This is a genomic window from Candidatus Aeolococcus gillhamiae (genome assembly GCF_016464765.1).
Lineage (GTDB): Bacteria > Chloroflexota > Dormibacteria > Aeolococcales > Aeolococcaceae > Aeolococcus > Aeolococcus gillhamiae.
The window spans coordinates 1-16,767 of the sequence record NZ_JAEKNS010000103.1 but is presented as its reverse complement, the minus strand read 5'-3'; the positions used below and the strand labels follow the sequence as shown (position 1 = coordinate 16,767).

Sequence of the window (16,767 nt, the reverse complement as noted above, 5' to 3'; positions counted from 1 at the left end):
GATCGGCTGCGCGTCCACATCTCCAAAGCCGCGCGCTCTTCGGTGGTCGGCAATAACGGGGGCGAGGGGTGATTTGCCATACCCGGAAGCGTGCATCATCTCCCACCCATCCGTCTACCTATTCCCCTTCCAGCGCACTAGCATTGCTCGGAGGGCGGAGCGGGAGACGGGGCTCGAACCCGCAACTTCAACCTTGGGAAGGTTGCACTCTACCGTTGAGTTACTCCCGCACGGGATGGCGAGTGTACCGATGTGCGGCTCGCGTGGCGGTCAGCGCGCCGCCTTGCCGACCTCCTGCACGTCGAGCTTGCCGTCGGTGTAGAGCTGACGAATCACCTTCTTGTCCTGCTTGCCGACGCTCGTCTTGGGGAGCTCTGTGACGAAGGTCCAGCGTTCCGGCAGCCACCACCGGGCCACCTTGCCGTCGAGGAAGTTGCGCAGGTCCTCCGGGCCCGCCTCGGCGCCCGGCCTGAGCACCACCGCGGCAAGCGGACGCTCCTCCCACTTGGCGTCGGCAACACCCACGACCGCCGCCTCGGCGACGGCGGGATGAGCGGCGAGGTGATTCTCCAGCTCGACGGAGGAGATCCACTCGCCACCCGACTTGATGACGTCCTTCGAGCGGTCGGTGATCTGCAGGTAACCGCGTGAGTCGATGACCCCGACGTCGCCGGTGCGCAGCCAGCCGTCGTGGAAACGTTCCGGTGCTTCGACGCCGTAGTACGAGCCCGTGATCCACGGCCCGCGCGCCTCGAGCTCGCCGACCGACCTGCCGTCCCAGGGGAGCTCGCCGCCGTCGTCGCCCACGATCCGGAGGTCGACGCCAGGCACCGCCCTCCCAGTCTTGCTGCGCCAGTCCATCTCCTCCTCCACAGGGACACCCGGCGGCGGGGTGGCGATGCAGCCGATCGGGCTGGTCTCGGTCATCCCCCACGCCTGTATGAGCTCGATGTCGAGCTTGTCGCGGAACGCCTCGATGAGCGCGCGCGGCACGGCGGAGCCACCGCAGATGGCGCGCTTGATGGACGACAGGTCGGCGTTGTTGGCCTGCGCATACTGCAGCATGCCGGTGAAGATGGTTGGCACCCCGCCGGTGAATGTCGGGCGCTCGGCGGTGATGAACGCGCAGAGCGGTTCGGGCTGTAGGAAGCGATCGGGTAGCAGGAGCGTGCAGCCGAGCATCCAAGCGACGTAGGGGATGCCCCACGCGTTGACATGGAACATCGGGACGATCACCAACAGGCGTTCGCGTTCGTCGAGGCGGAAGGCGCCCCAGACCCCGAAGCAGTGCAGCCAGATGGCGCGATGGCTGTACACGACCCCCTTGGGGTCCCCGGTGGTGCCGGTCGTGTAGCACATCGCGGCGGCCGAGTCCTCCTCGATCTCAGGCCAGTCGTACGTCGATGGCTGAGCGGCGATGACGTCGTCGTACGTAACGTGGTCACCGAGCTTGCCGGTGTCGCCCTCACCGAACACGATCACGTGCTCGACGGTGGGGACATGCTCGCGGATCGCCGCCAGCAACGGCACCAGCGAACCGTCCACGATGATCACCTTGTCCTTGGCGTCGTTGACGATGTGGACCAGCTGCTGCGGGGTGAGGCGCAGGTTGAGCGTGTGCAGGACCGCGCCCATGCAGGGGATGGCCAGGTAGGCCTCGAGGTGCTCCTGGTTGTTCCAGGCCAGCGTGGCGACCCGATCGCCGGGCTTGACGCCCATCAGGCAGAGAGCGTTGGCGAGGCGGGCGGCGCGCTCGGCCACCTCGGCGTAGGTCGCGTGACGCGCCTTGTCACCCCGCCAGGTGATCACCTCGCTGGTGCCGCCAAACAGCCGCGCCCCGTGGTGCATCAGGGACGTCACCGTCAGCTGGTACGGCTGCATCGTGCTCTTCATCTGCCGCTCCTGGGGTTTCTCGGCTGCGCGCGCGACTCGGCATTCTACGGTCGCCTGCTAGGCTCGATCGGTGGTCACTGCCTTCCTGCTCGTGGTCTGCGAGCCCGCCCACATCCACGACGTCGCCCGAGGGCTGGCCGACACCGACGGGGTCGCGGAGGTGTACACGACCACGGGCTCGGCGGACTTCGTCGCGGTGGTCCGGGTCGCCGACCTCGACGCCCTGGCCACGCTGGTGACGGAGCGGATCACGACGCTCCCAGGGATCACCCGGACCAACACCCACGTGGCCATCCGCTCCTATGGTCGCTCTGACGAGGCGACGGCCTTCGACATCGGCGTCGACTGAGCCGCCTCGGCGAGCGCCGTCCGCGGACCGTCCGCGGACGCCTGCTACCCTCGGCGCGATGACACTGCGCGTGGGCGGCGGGTTCCCAGGCGCCGTGCCGGGGTGACCACGGTGGGCGCGCCCAGCGACATGGCGGAGGACGTCCTTCGCACGGTCTTCGGCTTCGGCAGCTTCCGCCCCGGGCAGGGCGAGATCGTCGCCGCCGCCGAGGCCGGCCGGGACCTTCTCCTCGTCGCCCCCACGGGCTCCGGCAAGAGCATCGGCTACTGGGTGCCGGGGATCGCCGCCGGTGGCCTCACGCTGGTCGTTTCCCCGCTGATCGCGCTCATGAACGACCAGGTCGAGCGCCTCACCTCCCTGGGCATTGCGGCGGCGGCACTCCACTCCCAGGTCGATCGGGCGACGCAGGAGGCGGCGCTGGCGGCGGCGCGCTCCGGCGCGCTGCGCTTCCTCTACGTGACGCCCGAGCGATTTGGGGTCCCCGCGTTCGCCGCGGCGCTGTCTGGGCTGACGGTCAGCCGCCTGGCCATCGACGAGGCCCACTGCATCTCCAGTTGGGGCCACGACTTCCGGCCCGACTACCGCAGACTGCGCGACGCCGCCGCGCTCTGCGGGCGCCCCCCGATCGGCGCCTTCACCGCGACGGCGACGCCGCGGGTGCGCGCCGACATCATCAGCTCGCTGGGCATGCAGGAGCCAGAGGTGCGGGTCACCGGCTTCGTCCGCCCCGAGCTCCGCCTAGGCGTGGTTCGCTGCCGCGGTCTCGCCGAGAAGCGGGCTGCGCTGCTCAACGTGCTGCGCGCGCTCCCCGGCCGCGCCATCGTGTACTGCGGTCGGGTGCGCGCCACCGAGGAGATCGCCGAGCTGCTGCGCGAGAACGGCTTCCGCGCTGCCGCGTACCACGGTGACCTCGACAGCCCCGCGCGGCACCACGCCCACGCGGGTTTCGTGAAGGGCGACATCGAGGTGATCGCCGCCACCTCCGCGTTCGGGATGGGCATCGACCTGCCCGACATCCGCAATGTCGTGCACCTCGATTTCCCGGGCAGCATCGAGCAGTACTACCAGGAGGCGGGCCGCGCCGGCCGCGACGGCGAGCGCGCTGACTGCACGTTGCTCTACAGCCCTGCGGACCGCGACCTGCAGTCGTTCTTCATCGAGCAGGCGTATCCGGAGCGCGACGCGGTGCGCGACGTGTACCGGGTGGTGCTGCGCGAGGGCCGCTGGGACGTCGACGATTGGGAGCGTCGTCTGCCGGATCGAGAGAAGCACGTGGTGCGGGCCGCGCTCGACCTGCTGCGTCGCGCCGGCGCGCTGCTCGACGGCGGAGATGTCGCACGCCTCCAGGGTGCCCCGGTCGATTTCGACGCGCAGGTCGTGCTGCGGGAGCACGCGTACGCGCGACTCCACCAGGTCATGGACTACGCGCGCAGCACCGGGTGCCGCCATGCGCGCATCGCGGACTACTTCGGCGAGGAAGGCGCCCCGCGGACTTGCCAGTCGTGTGACAACTGCCTGAGCCCTGCCCGGTCGCGCAGCTCCGTCGCGGTCGCGGATCTCCAAGCCGCGCTGGCCTGCGTGGCGCGCTTCGACGGGCACCTCGGCGCCGCGCGCCTGGCCGCGCTGCTGCGCGGCGCCGACGATGCCTGGACCCAGCAGCGAAGCTGGGTGAGGGACGCCGGGTTCTTCGGGGCCCTGCGCGCCTGGAGCACCGACGGCGTTCGCGAGCTGCTGGCCACCCTCGTCGAGGAGGGATGCGTGCGCCGGAGCAGCGGCGAGCGCCCGGTGCTGTCCTTGACCACCCTGGGCAAGGCGGTGCTCGACGGCAGCAGCGAGGTCGAGGTGGAGGTCGAGGTGATCGGCGCGGCCCTGCCGCGCCCGCCCAGGAACGCCGGACCGGACGAGGAGCTGGATGGCGACGCCGGCGAGCGGTTCGAACGCTTGCGCGGATGGCGAAGGGTCACGTCGGTCGCCGAGGGCGTCCCCGCCTTCGTCGTCTTCGGTGACCGTACCCTGCGCGAGCTGGCGCGACGCAATCCAACAACGGCGGCAGCGCTGGTCACGGTGCCCGGGATCGGACCGGCCAAGCTCGCCCGCTACGGCGACGACGTGCTGCGCGTTCTCGCCGGTCAGCCAGTCTGATCCAGCAGCCGGGCATTCACCCCACCGGCTGACACAAGGCGGCCAGGCCGGCCTGCCGTCACCGTCCGGTACGCTCGATCCATGACCGCTGCACCGGCGTCGCCGATCGCCATGACCGGGGCAACGCGCTTCCTCGCGGCTGCACAGCGTCAGCCCGTCGATCGCACCCCGGTGTGGTTCATGCGCCAGGCCGGGCGTTGTCTGGCGGCGTACCGGGAGCTGCGCGAGACGTATGACATCCTCACCATCACGCGCACGCCCGAGCTCTGCACCAGGGTCACGCTGATGCCGGTGGACGAGTTCGGCGTCGACGCCGCGGTGCTGTACGCCGACATCATGCTGCCGCTCTTCGGGATGGGCGTGCCGTTCGCCATCGACCCCGGTGTCGGCCCGGTCATCCAGGAGCCCGTGCGCGACACGGCTGCGGTGCGGGCGCTGCGCATCGTCGACGCCGAGGAGGCCACGCCCGACCTGTTCGAGGCCATCCGGCTGATCCGCCGCGAGCTCGACGGTCGCACCGCGGTGCTCGGCTTCGCCGGGGCGCCGTTCACGGTCGCCTCTTACCTCATCGAGGGCCGCCCCACCAAGGATTTCGCGCGCAGCAAGGCGCTCATGTACGGTCAGCCGGCGCTGTGGCACGAGCTGATGGAGACCCTGACGGAGGTCACCATCCGCTACCTGCGTGCCCAGGTGGCGGCTGGGGTCGAGGCGGTGCAGCTCTTCGATTCCTGGATCGGCGTGCTCGCCGCCGCTGAGTACCGGGAGTTCGCGCTTCCGTACGTCACCCGCATCTTCGGTGGTGTCGCAGGTACCGTTCCGACCATCCACTTCGGGACCGGCGCCGCCCACCTCCTCGAGGCGATGGCCGGGGCAGGCTCGGACGCGATGTCCGTGGACTGGCGACTGCCGCTCGACCAGGCGTGGTCGCGGATCGGTGACCTGGCCATCCAGGGCAACCTCGATCCCACCGTGTGCCTGGCGCCGTGGCCAGTGGTGAAGCGGCACACCGTGCGCGTTCTCGCTGAGGCGGGCGGCCGGCCCGGCCACATCTTCAACCTCGGCCACGGCGTTCTTGCCGACACCCCCGCAGCGACGCTGCGCAGGGTCGTCGAGCTTGTGCACGAGCGGACCTCGGCCACCTCGTGAGCGGCGACGAACGCGCCGGCGTGCTGCTCATGACGTTCGGCTCGGCGGTGACATCCGCTGACGTCCCCGCATACCTGCGCAGCGTGCGCGGAGGTCGCGATCCCTCGCCGGAGCTGGTCGCCGAGTTCGCGCGCCGGTTTGACGTCATCGGACGCTCCCCACTCCTCGACATCACGCGCGAGCAGGCCGCGGCACTGGGCAGTCAGCTCCAGGCGCGCGGCGGCGGCCAGGAATTTGCGGTGTCCGCAGGCATGCTCCACTCGCCGCCACAGATCGTCGACGCGCTGCGCGACCTGGTCGACGGCGGCGCCACCCGGGTGGTCGGTATCGTCCTCGCTCCGCAGTACTCGCCTCTGATCCTCACCGGCTATGAGCGCGCGCTCAGCGCCGCCGTCGCCGAGGTCGCGCCGGATCTCCCGGTTCGGATGGCGGGGGCATGGCACACGGTTGCGGCCTGGGTGGACTCGCTCTGTTCGCGGGTCGACGAAGCGCTGCGACGGTTCGACGCGGCCGACCGCGACCGCGTCGCCATCGTCTTCACCGCCCACAGCCTGCCGCGGCCGGTGGTGGAACGAGATCCCGGCTACATGGCGCAGATCGACGAGACCATCGCCGCCGTCGCCGATCGGCTCGGCTTTAACAGGCAGAGGTGGACGTTCGCGTACCAGAGCGCCGGCCACAGCCCAGAGGAGTGGCTCAAGCCCGACCTCGTCGACGTGTTGCCGCGACTTCGCGAGTCAGGCGCCACCGACGTGCTGGTGGTGCCGGTGCAGTTCGTCAGTGACCACCTCGAGATCCTCTACGACATCGACGTCGCCGCCGCCGAACAGGCGCGCGCGGCTCAGCTACGCTTCCATCGCATCGCCATGCCCAACACCGACCCACTGTTTATCGACGCGCTCGCCGCGGTCGTTGACCGAGAGCTGACAGCCGTCCACGCCTGACCTGCTCGATCAGAGCGCCGGTTCGCCGCCCTCCGCGAAGTCATCGATGATCCCGTTCATGGCATCGAGACGCTCAGCGACCGTGCGCAGCACCGTCCTCACCTCCGCAGGCAGCTCGCCGAACGATCCGTCCTCGAGCATGGAGACGTAGCCCACCGCGACCACCAGGGGCTGGCGCAGCTCATGGGCGAGGTGGCGCAGGTGAGCGGAGCCTCCCGGCGCGTCGCCGCCGTCCTGAAATGGTGGCTCTGCCATCGCGGGCCGATCATAGTCGCCCGCGACAGTCGTTCCCCGGACAGGTCCGGCTGGATTCCGGCGCGGGCGGGGCTGCCTGAGGTCGCCGATATACTCCGCGCGTGCATCGGTGGGGACACTTTGTGTACGCGCACCGCCGCGTCGTGCTCGCCCTCTCAATCGCCGGTTTCATCCTCTCCGGGGTGGCCATCGCCACCGGTGGCGAACCGCAGAACGCCAACAACTTCGACTTCGAATCGGGTCGCGGCTTCGGACTGATGTCGGGGCAGCTTCCCAAGAGCGGCGTCAACTTCACCGTCATCCTCAGCGATGCCAGGCTGCCTTCCAGCAACGCCGGCTTCCGCGAGGAGGCTTCACGGGCTCTCGCATCCCTGGCGGCCGACCAGCGTGTCGCCGGGATCCAGACACCCTACACCGCGCCATCTGCGCAGGCGGCACAGATGGTGTCGAGCGATGGCCACCGCATCCTCGCCATCGTCTCGCTCAACATCGGCTTCACCGCCGCCCGCAAGCACTTCGGCGAGATGCGCACGGAGATCGTCGCGCCGCCGCCGATGACCGTCGCGGTGACGGGCGACGTGCCTCTGGCCTACGACTTCGACAGCCTGCTGGCAGCGGACCTGGAGAAGGCGGAGATCGGCTCGTCGGTCGTGGCCCTGGTTCTCCTGCTCATCGTCTTCGGCACCGGCGTGGGAGCACTGGTGTGCCTCGCCATCGGGTTGCTCGCGGTCACCGGTGGCGTCGGCGCCGCGCTGCTCCTCGCCCACGCCACCGACGTCTCCACCTACGCGGTCAACATCGTGACCCTGATCGGCCTCGGGATCGCCATCGACTACTCGCTGTTCATCGTCAGCCGCTTCCGTGAGGAGCTCGCCAACGGTCGAGAGGTTGGCGATGCCGTGGCCGTCACGATGGGGACCGCGGGGCGCGCGATCGCGTTCAGTGGCCTGACGGTCGCCATCGGCTTGGCGGCCATGCTCTTCTATCGCGGCACATTCCTGGTCTCGATGGGGATCTGCGGGGCGTTCGTGGTGGCCATCTCAGTGCTGCTCGCGATCACCTTCCTGCCCGCGCTGCTGGCTGTGCTCGGCCCGCGCATCAACCGGCTCTCGGTGCCGATCCTGCGCCCGCGTCCCTTCGGCCAGGGGCTGTGGCACCGGATCGCCACCGCGGTGATGCGCCGCCCGCTGCTGGTCCTGCTGCCGACCGTCGCCGTGCTCCTTGCCGCCGGCTCGCCGTTCCTCCACCTCCACCTGGCCAGCACCGACGTCAGCCAGCTGCCGCCCGACGCAGAGGCACGGCGGGGCGCCCAGCTGCTCGCCTCAGCGTTCCCGAGCCAGGGCACCAACCTCATCGAGGTTGTCGTCGTGTTCAACAGCGGCTCGCCGCTGTCGCCCGGCAACGTCGCCGTCGCCGACACGCTGAGCCGGAGGCTCCGCGCGACGCCCGGGGTCGCCGCCGTGCGCAGCTACGTCGACGTCGATCCGCAGCTCAGCGTCAGTGCGTACCAGCAGATGTACGCCGGGCCCGCCGCGTCGCTGCCCGCGGCGGTGCGCGACGAGGAGACCCGCACTGTGGGACGCAACATCGCGCTGCTCGACGCGGTGACCCCGTTCCTGCCGGCCAGTGACGCCGCGCACGCGCTGGTGCGCAGCATCCGCGCCGAGGACAAGGTGGTCGGCGCCGACGCCGTGGTCACCGGGGACACCGCGTTCGACATCGATTTCGTCAACTACATCGTGCAGCAGACGCCGCTGGCGGTTGGGTTCGCGATGCTGACGACGATCGTCGTGCTCTTCCTGCTGCTCCGTTCGCTGATCCTGCCCATCAAAGCGGTGGTCATGAACCTGCTCTCGCTAAGCGCCGCGTTCGGTGCCATGGTGTGGATCTTCCAGGATGGCCACCTGTCCAGCCTGCTCAACGTCACCCCGGGCGCCATCGATCCCACGCTGCCGGTGCTGCTGTTCTGCGTGGTGTTCGGGCTCTCCATGGACTACGAGGTGTTCCTGCTGACGCGCATACAGGAGGCGTGGCGCCGCACCCACGACAATCGCGCCGCCGTCGCCGAGGGGCTGGAGCGCAGCGGGCGGCTGGTGACCGGCGCCGCGGCGATCATGATCACCGTCTTCGTGGCGTTCGGACTGGCGCGCGTCGTCACGATCAAGGCCACCGGAATCGGCATGGCGGTGGCCGTGCTAGCCGACGCCACACTGGTGCGCGCACTGGTCGTCCCGGCGCTGATGCGACTGCTCGGCAGCGCCAACTGGTGGGCGCCAAGATGGATGAAGCGCCCACCCGGCCGACCCGAAAGCCAGGCATCCTGAACCTTCCGTCAACGCAGGCGACTTCACGTCGGCGGAGTTGACACCGCTGAGCTGGGGGGTGTCCGAGGGGGGAACGCAGTTCCCCCCTCGCTTTCGCCGTTGCTGCCCTGGGCGACGCGGACGCGCTCGAGGTATTCACTGACCAGGCGCTTGCCGGTGGCCTCGTCGCCGACGCTCGCAACCACGTGGTAGGCGGGCTCGTCGGGGTCGGGCCTGACCAGCACGAAACCGCCGTCAACGAAGACCTTGAGCCCGTCGACGAGGTCGAGCGCCCGTCCCTGGTGATCCTCGAGCAGGCGGCGCATCACCTTCCCCTTGGCCTCCCACGGGCAGAACTCGGTGGCGGTGATGTAGGGGGACACCGGGAGGCCGCGCCGCATCTCGCTGAGCGGCGCCTGGAAGACGGCGCGCATCTCGAGCAGCTTGACCAGCGTGTACATGGCGTCGTAGGCACCGAAGAAATACGGCCAGATGAAGCCGCCCTCGCCGTCGGCGGCGAGGCAGGTGCTCGGTGCCGCCGAGGCGCGGAGCACCGCGGACGCCTCTGCCGGGGTGGGCATGAACGAGCCGCCCGCCTCACCGACCAGCGACACCAGCCACTGTGGAGTGGTCGCCGGAGCCACGACGATGCCCGGGTGTGTCTTCAGCCACCAGCTCACCAGGATCCCGAAGGTCTCGTATGCGGACATCACGGTGCCCTCGTCGTCGATGAAGGTGATCCGCTCGGCGGTGGGGCTGATCATGCAGCCCAGGTCGGCGTTGACCGTGCGGCTGACCAGCGCGGTCTCATCGGGCACCTTCTGGTGGTGCGGCTGCTCGTTGAGCCCGGCGTTGAGCGGGATGGCGGTGACGCCGAGGTCGTCGAGGATGCCCGGGAGCACGCTCGACGCCTGGCTGTAGTCGTAGTCGATGAGCACCCGAAAGTTGGCGGCGCGGATCGCCGCGGCGTCGACGCTGTTCATCAGGTGCCGGCAGTAGTCACCCTGCGGATCAATGTGCTCGATGTCGCCCATCTCGTAGAAGGCAGCCCGGCGAAAGTCCTCGCGGAAGAAGAGGTTCTCGAACTTGCGCTCGGCGCGCTTGTCGATCTGCAGCCCCTCGCCGTCGAAGAAGCGGATGTCAGCGCTGCGCTGGTCGAGTGGTGACACCAGCACGTGCACGCCGGCGTCGCAGTGGCCCCCGCGGGTCGCGAACTGGGTCAGCGGCACGGGGACCACGTTGAGGTCGCGCACCGTGGCGCCGGCGCTGATCAGCCCGGAGACGATAGCCCGCTTGATCATCCGCGAGCTGCGCGCATGGTCGCGGGCGACGGCGATGGTGGCGTTGCGCGGCAACGTCGCCGCGAACGCGGCGCCCAGCCGAGCGCAGAATTCCGGGGTCAGCTCGACGTTGATGAGACCGCCCATGCCGTACGACGAGAAGAGGCCGCGACGCCACTCCCCCGCCCAGATCACCGACTCATTGACCGTCGAACCCGGCTCCACTTCCTTGTGGGGCCAGATCTTCACCCCGGAGCGAATCCGCGAACCGCGCCCGATGACGCAGTCGTCGCCGATCACGGTGTTGTCCTCGAGCAGGCTGCCATTCTTGATGGTGACGTTGCGGCACACGATGCTCTGGCGCAGCCGGCAGTTCTCGCCGATGTACGAGTGCGGCCAGACCACGGTGTTGGAGAGCTTGGCGTTGTCGTCGATGATGGTGTACTTGTCGATGACCGCGTGGCCGTTGATGAAGGCGCCCGCCTTGAGCTTGACCTCGTCGCCGATGTACGCGGGACCCTCGAGCTGCACGCCGATGCCGAACTCGACGCCCTCGCCGATCCAGACGCTGCCCTCACGCCGTCCCGGGATGTGGCAGCGGACGCGGCCCTCGAGCGCGTCCCAGTTGGCCTGCATGTAGGACTGGATGGAGCCAATGTCGCACCAGTAACCCTCCTCGGCGACGATGCCGAAGAGCGGCTCCTTGCGGCGCAGCATCCCCGGGAAGACGTCCCGGGACCAGTCGACGGCGACCTCCGGCTTGATGTGCCCGAGGACCGACGGCTCGATGACGTAGATGCCGGTATTGGCGTGGTCGCTGAAGACCTCACCCCAGGACGGCTTCTCCAGGAAGCGGCGCACCCTGCCGTCCGAATCGGTCACCACCACGCCGTACTCGAGCGGGTTGGGTACGCTCTTGAGGACGATGCTGGCGTGGCTCTGGCGGCGGCGATGCTCCTCGAGCACCCAGGTAAGGTCGATGTCCGTCAGCGAGTCGCCGCTGATCACGAGGAAGGTGTCGTCGAGCAGGTGGGCGGCATTGCCGACGCTCCCGGCCGTGCCCAGGGGCCGGTCCTCGACGACGTACTCGATCTCCATGTCGAGGTCGGAGCCGTCGCCCAGGCGGTTGCGGATCTCCGCCCCCAAGTACTGGAGGGTGAGGATCACCTGGGTGATGCCGTGGTCGCGGAGCAGGCGGAGGATGTGCTCGATGACCGGCGTCCCGGCCACCGGGACCAGCGGTTTGGGGTACTGACTGGTGAGCGGACGCAGACGCGATCCCTCTCCGCCCGCCATCACCACCGCCTTGACGCCCGAGCCGGCTGGCGACGAATTCATATCCGCTTCCATCATAGGCGGCGCGTCCCGGGGGCGAAGCTCGAGCTCAGGCGGGCTCGACGCGCTTCACGATGAGGAGCCGGCCAGCTCGAGCGCGGTGCCGTAGAGGTTCGCGAGGCTGCTGGACAGCGGGGAGGCGGCCACCACCGTCGCCGCCTCGCGACCGAGAACGAGAAGGTCGACCTCGGCGCCTCCACGCTCTCCCGCCACCCCGCCCAGCGCGGCGGCGCCGACCCGGTAGCCGGGGGAGTCGGCGGCGACGCTGAAGATCGTGGCCGGCGGGTCGTCGCCTTTGGCGAGGCCGTCGATCAGCGCGGCCATCTGCCACTCGAACCCGTGCACGACGTCCGGAGCGAAAGCGGTGGCCTCCAGCAGGGCCTCGACCAGCGCGCAGAAGGCCAGGTACCGCTCCCCGTCGTCGGGGTCGCCGTACGGTGCCGCGCGGTCGAAGTGGGCGGGCGCGTCGACGCTGAGGACGGGGACGCCGGGTCCGGAGAGGACACCCTGGACCACCCCCGCCGTCACCAGGCGTCCAGCGGAGGCGGCGTGCAAGGCCGGCAGTCGCACGCCCGGGTCCTCGCCCAAGCCGGCGCTGCGATGCCTGGGGAGGACGAGGACCACGTCGTGGCCGAGGGCGGCGGCCGCCGCCACTGTGTCCGCCACGACGCCCGCCAGTGCCCCGGCGACCGCCAGCGGGGCGCACTCGGCCGCGGCCACCAGCACGCGCAGCGGCCGGGCGGCACCGGCGTGCGGAGCCTGGACGTGCAGCTCGCCGCTGGCGGGCACGCGTTCGGTTCCACGCCCGGACTCCTCGAGCAGGACCGAGAAGTCGGCGTCACTGCCGCGCAGAGCGATCGCCAGGTTCCTGACCGGACGGTCGACGAGCAGCCGTCCCGCGGACCCGGCGTCGACCGCGACGCGATCGAAGTGCGGCTGAGTGTCGCCGAAGCGGAGGTGGAGCCGGCCGCCGCCGGCGCCGTAGAGGATGCGCGAGACGCTGCTCGCCGGGGGCCGCATCGACCCTAGCGCGGCGCCGACCTCCGCGGTGCCTGCGCTGCGCCACTCCGCAGGCCCGTCAGCCGGCGGGTCGATTGCGCGCAAGGGCCGACAATCGTTGCCGATCGTCACAGCGTCCAGCACCGGGCGCTCCAGCTCAGCCGGGACGTCGAGGCCGGCCAAGACGTACGCATTGCGCAGGTGGGTCCTGAAGAGCGCGTCCCAGGCGGCGTCGCTCCCGGAGTCGTGGCGCCTGCTGAACCACCAGTACCAATCGGATCCCTCGGCGACGAGCAGCTCCTCGTGGGCGCGCGGATGGACGGGCGCACCGCCGGCGCCACGGAGCGCGGCCCGCGTCGAGGCCAGCAACGTCCACGCCCGCGTGTGCGCGGGCTCGCCGATCCAGGTGCGCAGGTCGGCGTCGACCCAGGAGCCGGTCCAGAGCTCCGGCAGCGGCCGGACGCTGTGCGGGTGGGCGTCGAGGAAGGCGCCGATGTGCGTGCTCTTCAGTGCCGGGCTCGACACTAGCCTCGCGTAGAACGCGTCGAGGAACGGGGTGGCGTTTTCCTCATAGAAGTCTTTGAAGTTCTCACCGTCCAGCGCAATGGTCACCAGGCGAGCGGAGCCGTCGCCGCGGTCGTCGGCGGCAATCTGCTCGAGCCGCGCCACCAGGTCGGCGGCGGCGGCATCCGATGGCATCGACCGGTAGCTGAAGCCGATCAGGTTGCTGAGCTGGGCGTCACGGAAGACGAGGGTGAGACCGCTGGCGTCGGCGTGCGGGTGGTACAGCTGGGCATCGCCGCGCACGTCGTCGCACTGCAGCGTGCGCGCCAGCACCCCCTCATCGCTGACCGCAAAGCGCGTCCCGCAGTCGCGCATCAGCGCGGCGGCCGCCGGCGAGACCGCGCATTCCGGTGGCCACATCCCCGCGGCCTCATGGCCGGTGACCCGCGCGAAGTGCTCACGCCCCCTGCGCACCTGCTCGGCCGCGTCAGCCTCAGCGCGAAGCGGCGGCGAGGCGAGCGCGAGATCTGGCGTAGCGATGCGCGCGCTGGAGGCGTCGATGAGCAGCGGCAGGATGGGGTGGTGGTACGGGCTGGTCATCGCTTCGACGCGGCCGGCGGCGAGCGCGTCGGAGTAGGCGGGAATCACCGACTGCATGAGGGTCAACTGGTGGGCATCGACGAGCACCTTGTCGAGCTCGCGGAAACCGCGGCCGCGGCGCGCCAGGGCGAGGAGGTCGGCGTCGTCACGGATGCGCCCAGGCTCGATCGCCAGCAGCAGCGTCCAGAGCTGCAGGTCGCGGATGTCCTCCACGCTCGCAGCGGACGGATGCCGTGAGTCGGCGAGGCGGCCGAGCAGCTCCAGGTACGGCGCGAACAGCGCGACCCTGCGCCCGTAGTCCTCGCGCTGCGCGCTGGCCACCAGGAAGGCGCGTTCGGCCGGGGTCAACTCCTCAGCGCCGCGCAGGCAAAGCTCGCGCTCTGCGTCGGCTGCGTCACCGGCGGCGTAGATCTCCAGCTGGGCGAGCAGGCTGGGCACCATGTTCATGGTCACGCGCACGTCCGGGTGCCGCTCGAGGATGCGCAGCATGTGCAGGTAGTCCTTGGTGGCGCGACGGCGCACCCAGGGAAGCACGAACTCGCCGGCGGCATCGTCGCGGTACCAGGGCTGGTGCATGTGCCACACCACGGCCACGGCCAGCGGAGGTCGGGGCATCAGCCGGACGCCGACGGGACGGCGCGATCCTCCAACCAGCGGGCCACCACGCCCGCATCTCCGTCCTTGTCCAGGCCGCGGAGCATGCCCGCCAGGACACCCTGCGGCGCGATCAGGCTGAAGCCTTCGAGGCTCAGCGCGCAGTGCAGGACGAGCAGGGCGGTCTGCAGGGGGGCGCTGCTGAACGCATGGCGTTGCAGCAGTCCGGCGGCGAGAGTCGCCGCCCGCGCGAATGCGGTGCCGTCGCCGGCTGCGGCGAGCGCCGCCTCGACCGCCGCGTCGTCGATCGCGCCGCGCTCACCGCCTCCGAAACGCTGTGCGGCCACTGTGTTGATGAAGCGCAGGTCGGCAGCCTGCAGCAGAGCGCTCACTGGGAGAGCTCGAAGAGGGCGTCCTCGAAGCGGATCAGCCCGCCCACCACCGCCTCGTCGACACCCGGGGTCAGCTGCGGCCGCAGCTCGCGCAGCTCGTCTGGGCTGAGGCCGAGCTCGGCGGCAATTGAAGTCAGTCGGCGCTCATCCACGGTCTCAGCTTATCCGCCGCACGACGACGTGGTGCGGCAAGTTGGACTCGGTGAAGCTCTCATCGGCCACCTCGAAGCCGAGCCGCACGTAGAAGTCGAGCGCCGTGTCGCGCCCGTTGGCCCAGAGCAGGCGATCGCCGCGTGCGCGGGCGCGCCCAATCACCTCCTTCATCAGCGCGGAGCCCGCACCGGTGCCCTGCTCGGAGGGCTCGACGGCCATGAAACGGAACCGCTGCGCGGGCACGCCCGGATGCCCTGGGGCGTCCTGTGGGAACACCGTCACCACCCCCACAAGGCGGTCTCCGCGAAACGCGCCGAGGTGCCAGGTGTCGGCGAGGTCGTCGCTGGGGGTGTGTGCCGGCGAGCCGGGGATGTGGTTGCGGAGCACCCGGGCGCGCAGGTCCTTGGTGGCGGACAGCGCGACGTCACGCACCGCGATGTCGCCAGGTCCGGCGCGCAAGGGCTGTGGGTCAGACTGCGACATGCTGCCGCGCCGCCACGTACCGCATCCTCTCGAGGAAGCCGTCGATGATCTCCGGCCACGCAAAGTCGGCGGCATCGCGCCGAGCGGCCTCGCGCAGCCGTGCTGACAGCTCGGGGCGCTCCACCAGTCCGGCGAGCGCACTGGCCAGCTCGGTGCCCTCCGCGGTCTCGACCACGATGGCGTTGCCGTAGGGCCGCGCGTACTCCTCCCCCGTCGCCCCCACCACGGCCACACCGCCGGCGGCCATCGCCTCGAGCCCGACCAGGCCGAACGGCTCGTGGCCGGAGTTGGCGAGCACCGCGCACGCCGCCACGGAGATTGCCGGCAGCACTGATTCGGGCAGGAAGCGACGGAGGTTCACCACGGCCGCTGTGCCAGTCTGCTCAAGCGATCGAGCGACGTCGGCCGGCTCCTCGATGGGCTCGTTCCACTCCGCGACGTCCAGCCCGAGCTGCCGAGCGTGGCCGAGGACGCCGTGGCCGAAGTGCTCGATGCCGCCGCGCATCAGCAGCCTCGCGGGCAGTCCGCGGTCGCGCAGCTCGGCGATGGCATCAAGGCTCTGGTGCCAGCGCTTGTCGGGGCTGAAGCGGCCGATCTTGAAGGTCAGGCACGGCGTGTGGCCTGCCTCTGCGATGACCTTGACCGCGGCGTCGTCGACCGGCCGCAACGCCTCCACCGGTATCCCATTGGGGATGACCATCGGGTTGACCCCGTGCGGCCACATCAGGTGCTTCATATAGCGGCTCACAGTGGTGACCGTCGCCGCCCGTTCCAGCGCCCGCCAATCCATGTTGTCGAACCCGAAGTGGTTGTTGGCGTTCCAGAGGATGACGCAGCGGTCGCGCAGGCCCAGCTGGCGCAGGTTGCGGTCGAGGGTCTCCACGAAGTCGGCTGTCTGCCACTCCTCGCACATGATGGCCAGCACCCGTCCCGCCGCCACCGACGGCTGCACCGAAATCTGCACGAGCAAGGGCGGCAGCTCCGACCACATCGCCTCGATCTTGTCGTGCTCGCCGTCGTACACACCGGCCGGGTACTGCCGGCTCACCGACTGGCAGATGCGCACCAGGCGCAGGCCGTCGACATCCTCCTCGCGTGGTTTGCCCGGATCGCCGACGAAGTACAGGGTCGTCCGGAAGCCCACGGCCGCAAAGGCACGGCAGATCTCCTTGGCGCGCACTCCCAGGCCGCCGGCCTGGCTGTACTGGTCAGGCCCCTCGAACGAGACCATGGCAATCTCAAGCGTGTCAGGAGTGAACACGACCGAGAAGTGTGCCTGCTGAAAAGAGAACATGCGTGAACGACCACCAGGCAACCCAGAACAACGGTCCACCACCAACCAGGCGAAGCCGCAATGGCCCGCAACGGAACCGTCGGCGCACAAGGTGCGCCGAG

At 70.0% G+C, this 16,767-nt stretch carries 13 protein-coding genes and 1 tRNA gene; 5 read left to right on the top strand and 9 right to left on the bottom strand.

The annotated features are described in order from the left end of the window. Positions 1-158: 158 nt before the first annotated feature. Together JF886_RS10020 and JF886_RS10015 are read right to left on the bottom strand one after the other, a co-directional pair. Positions 159-230, bottom strand: a tRNA-Gly gene (locus tag JF886_RS10020). Between the two features lie 40 nt (positions 231-270). Continuing rightward, positions 271-1,893, bottom strand: a complete 1,623-nt coding sequence (locus tag JF886_RS10015) for a long-chain fatty acid--CoA ligase (protein ID WP_337312044.1) — start codon at positions 1,891-1,893, stop codon at positions 271-273. Positions 1,894-1,963: 70 nt separating this feature from the next. Between JF886_RS10015 and JF886_RS10010 the strand changes: the two genes are divergently transcribed. The 4 genes from JF886_RS10010 (at position 1,964) to hemH (ending at position 6,474) form a co-directional block, all read left to right on the top strand. Further along, a complete protein-coding gene (locus tag JF886_RS10010) occupies positions 1,964-2,242 on the top strand; it encodes an Lrp/AsnC family transcriptional regulator (RefSeq protein WP_337312042.1) in 279 nt (92 codons plus the stop codon). Between the two features lie 102 nt (positions 2,243-2,344). Next, positions 2,345-4,384: a RecQ family ATP-dependent DNA helicase gene (locus tag JF886_RS10005; RefSeq protein ID WP_337312040.1), complete on the top strand. Its 2,040-nt coding sequence runs from the start codon at positions 2,345-2,347 to the stop codon at positions 4,382-4,384. A gap of 81 nt (positions 4,385-4,465) precedes the next feature. Further along, the gene (hemE, locus tag JF886_RS10000; protein WP_337312039.1) at positions 4,466-5,530 is read left to right on the top strand and encodes a uroporphyrinogen decarboxylase; all 1,065 of its coding nucleotides are present in this window, start codon (positions 4,466-4,468) and stop codon (positions 5,528-5,530) included. Beyond that, a complete protein-coding gene (gene hemH, locus JF886_RS09995; protein ID WP_337312037.1) occupies positions 5,527-6,474 on the top strand; it encodes a ferrochelatase in 948 nt (315 codons plus the stop codon). The genes hemE and hemH overlap by 4 nt, the downstream gene beginning before the upstream one ends. A 9-nt stretch (positions 6,475-6,483) precedes the next feature. Here hemH and JF886_RS09990 read toward each other — a convergent pair whose 3' ends face one another. Continuing rightward, a complete protein-coding gene (locus JF886_RS09990; protein WP_337312036.1) occupies positions 6,484-6,729 on the bottom strand; it encodes a histidine kinase dimerization/phospho-acceptor domain-containing protein in 246 nt (81 codons plus the stop codon). A gap of 101 nt (positions 6,730-6,830) precedes the next feature. Here JF886_RS09990 and JF886_RS09985 point away from each other — a divergent pair, with 101 nt between their 5' ends. After that, entirely contained in the window at positions 6,831-9,053 is a 2,223-nt protein-coding gene (locus tag JF886_RS09985) for an MMPL family transporter (protein WP_337312034.1), read from the top strand. A 23-nt stretch (positions 9,054-9,076) separates the two neighbouring features. Here JF886_RS09985 and JF886_RS09980 read toward each other — a convergent pair whose 3' ends face one another. The 6 genes from JF886_RS09980 to JF886_RS09955 all read right to left on the bottom strand — a co-directional run bounded on the left by JF886_RS09980 (position 9,077) and on the right by JF886_RS09955 (position 16,633). Next, a complete protein-coding gene (locus JF886_RS09980) occupies positions 9,077-11,650 on the bottom strand; it encodes a sugar phosphate nucleotidyltransferase (protein ID WP_337312032.1) in 2,574 nt (857 codons plus the stop codon). Between the two features lie 66 nt (positions 11,651-11,716). Continuing rightward, on the bottom strand, positions 11,717-14,365 hold the full coding sequence (locus JF886_RS09975) for a glycogen/starch synthase (RefSeq protein WP_337312030.1): 2,649 nt from the start codon (positions 14,363-14,365) through the stop codon (positions 11,717-11,719). After that, the gene (locus JF886_RS09970) at positions 14,365-14,736 is read right to left on the bottom strand and encodes a hypothetical protein (protein ID WP_337312028.1); all 372 of its coding nucleotides are present in this window, start codon (positions 14,734-14,736) and stop codon (positions 14,365-14,367) included. The genes JF886_RS09975 and JF886_RS09970 overlap by 1 nt, the downstream gene beginning before the upstream one ends. Beyond that, positions 14,733-14,888, bottom strand: coding sequence for a hypothetical protein (locus tag JF886_RS09965; protein WP_337312027.1), 156 nt, complete (start codon positions 14,886-14,888; stop codon positions 14,733-14,735). Before JF886_RS09965 ends, JF886_RS09970 begins: the two co-directional genes overlap by 4 nt. Positions 14,889-14,892: 4 nt before the next feature. Beyond that, the gene (locus JF886_RS09960; protein ID WP_337312025.1) at positions 14,893-15,372 is read right to left on the bottom strand and encodes a GNAT family N-acetyltransferase; all 480 of its coding nucleotides are present in this window, start codon (positions 15,370-15,372) and stop codon (positions 14,893-14,895) included. Further along, positions 15,359-16,633, bottom strand: coding sequence for a glycosyltransferase (locus tag JF886_RS09955; RefSeq protein WP_337312023.1), 1,275 nt, complete (start codon positions 16,631-16,633; stop codon positions 15,359-15,361). Before JF886_RS09955 ends, JF886_RS09960 begins: the two co-directional genes overlap by 14 nt. Between the last annotated feature and the right edge of the window lie 134 nt (positions 16,634-16,767).

Excerpts from the sequence above, each read along its gene's own strand:
- JF886_RS09990 (WP_337312036.1), bottom strand. The coding sequence starts at position 6,729 with ATGGCAGAGCCACCATTTCAGGACGGCGGCGACGCGCCGGGAGGCTCC.
- JF886_RS09980 (WP_337312032.1), bottom strand. The coding sequence starts at position 11,650 with ATGAATTCGTCGCCAGCCGGCTCGGGCGTCAAGGCGGTGGTGATGGCG.
- JF886_RS09960 (WP_337312025.1), bottom strand. The coding sequence starts at position 15,372 with ATGTCGCAGTCTGACCCACAGCCCTTGCGCGCCGGACCTGGCGACATC.
- hemE (WP_337312039.1), top strand. The coding sequence starts at position 4,466 with ATGACCGCTGCACCGGCGTCGCCGATCGCCATGACCGGGGCAACGCGC.
- JF886_RS09975 (WP_337312030.1), bottom strand. The coding sequence starts at position 14,365 with ATGCCCCGACCTCCGCTGGCCGTGGCCGTGGTGTGGCACATGCACCAG.
- JF886_RS10015 (WP_337312044.1), bottom strand. The coding sequence starts at position 1,893 with ATGAAGAGCACGATGCAGCCGTACCAGCTGACGGTGACGTCCCTGATG.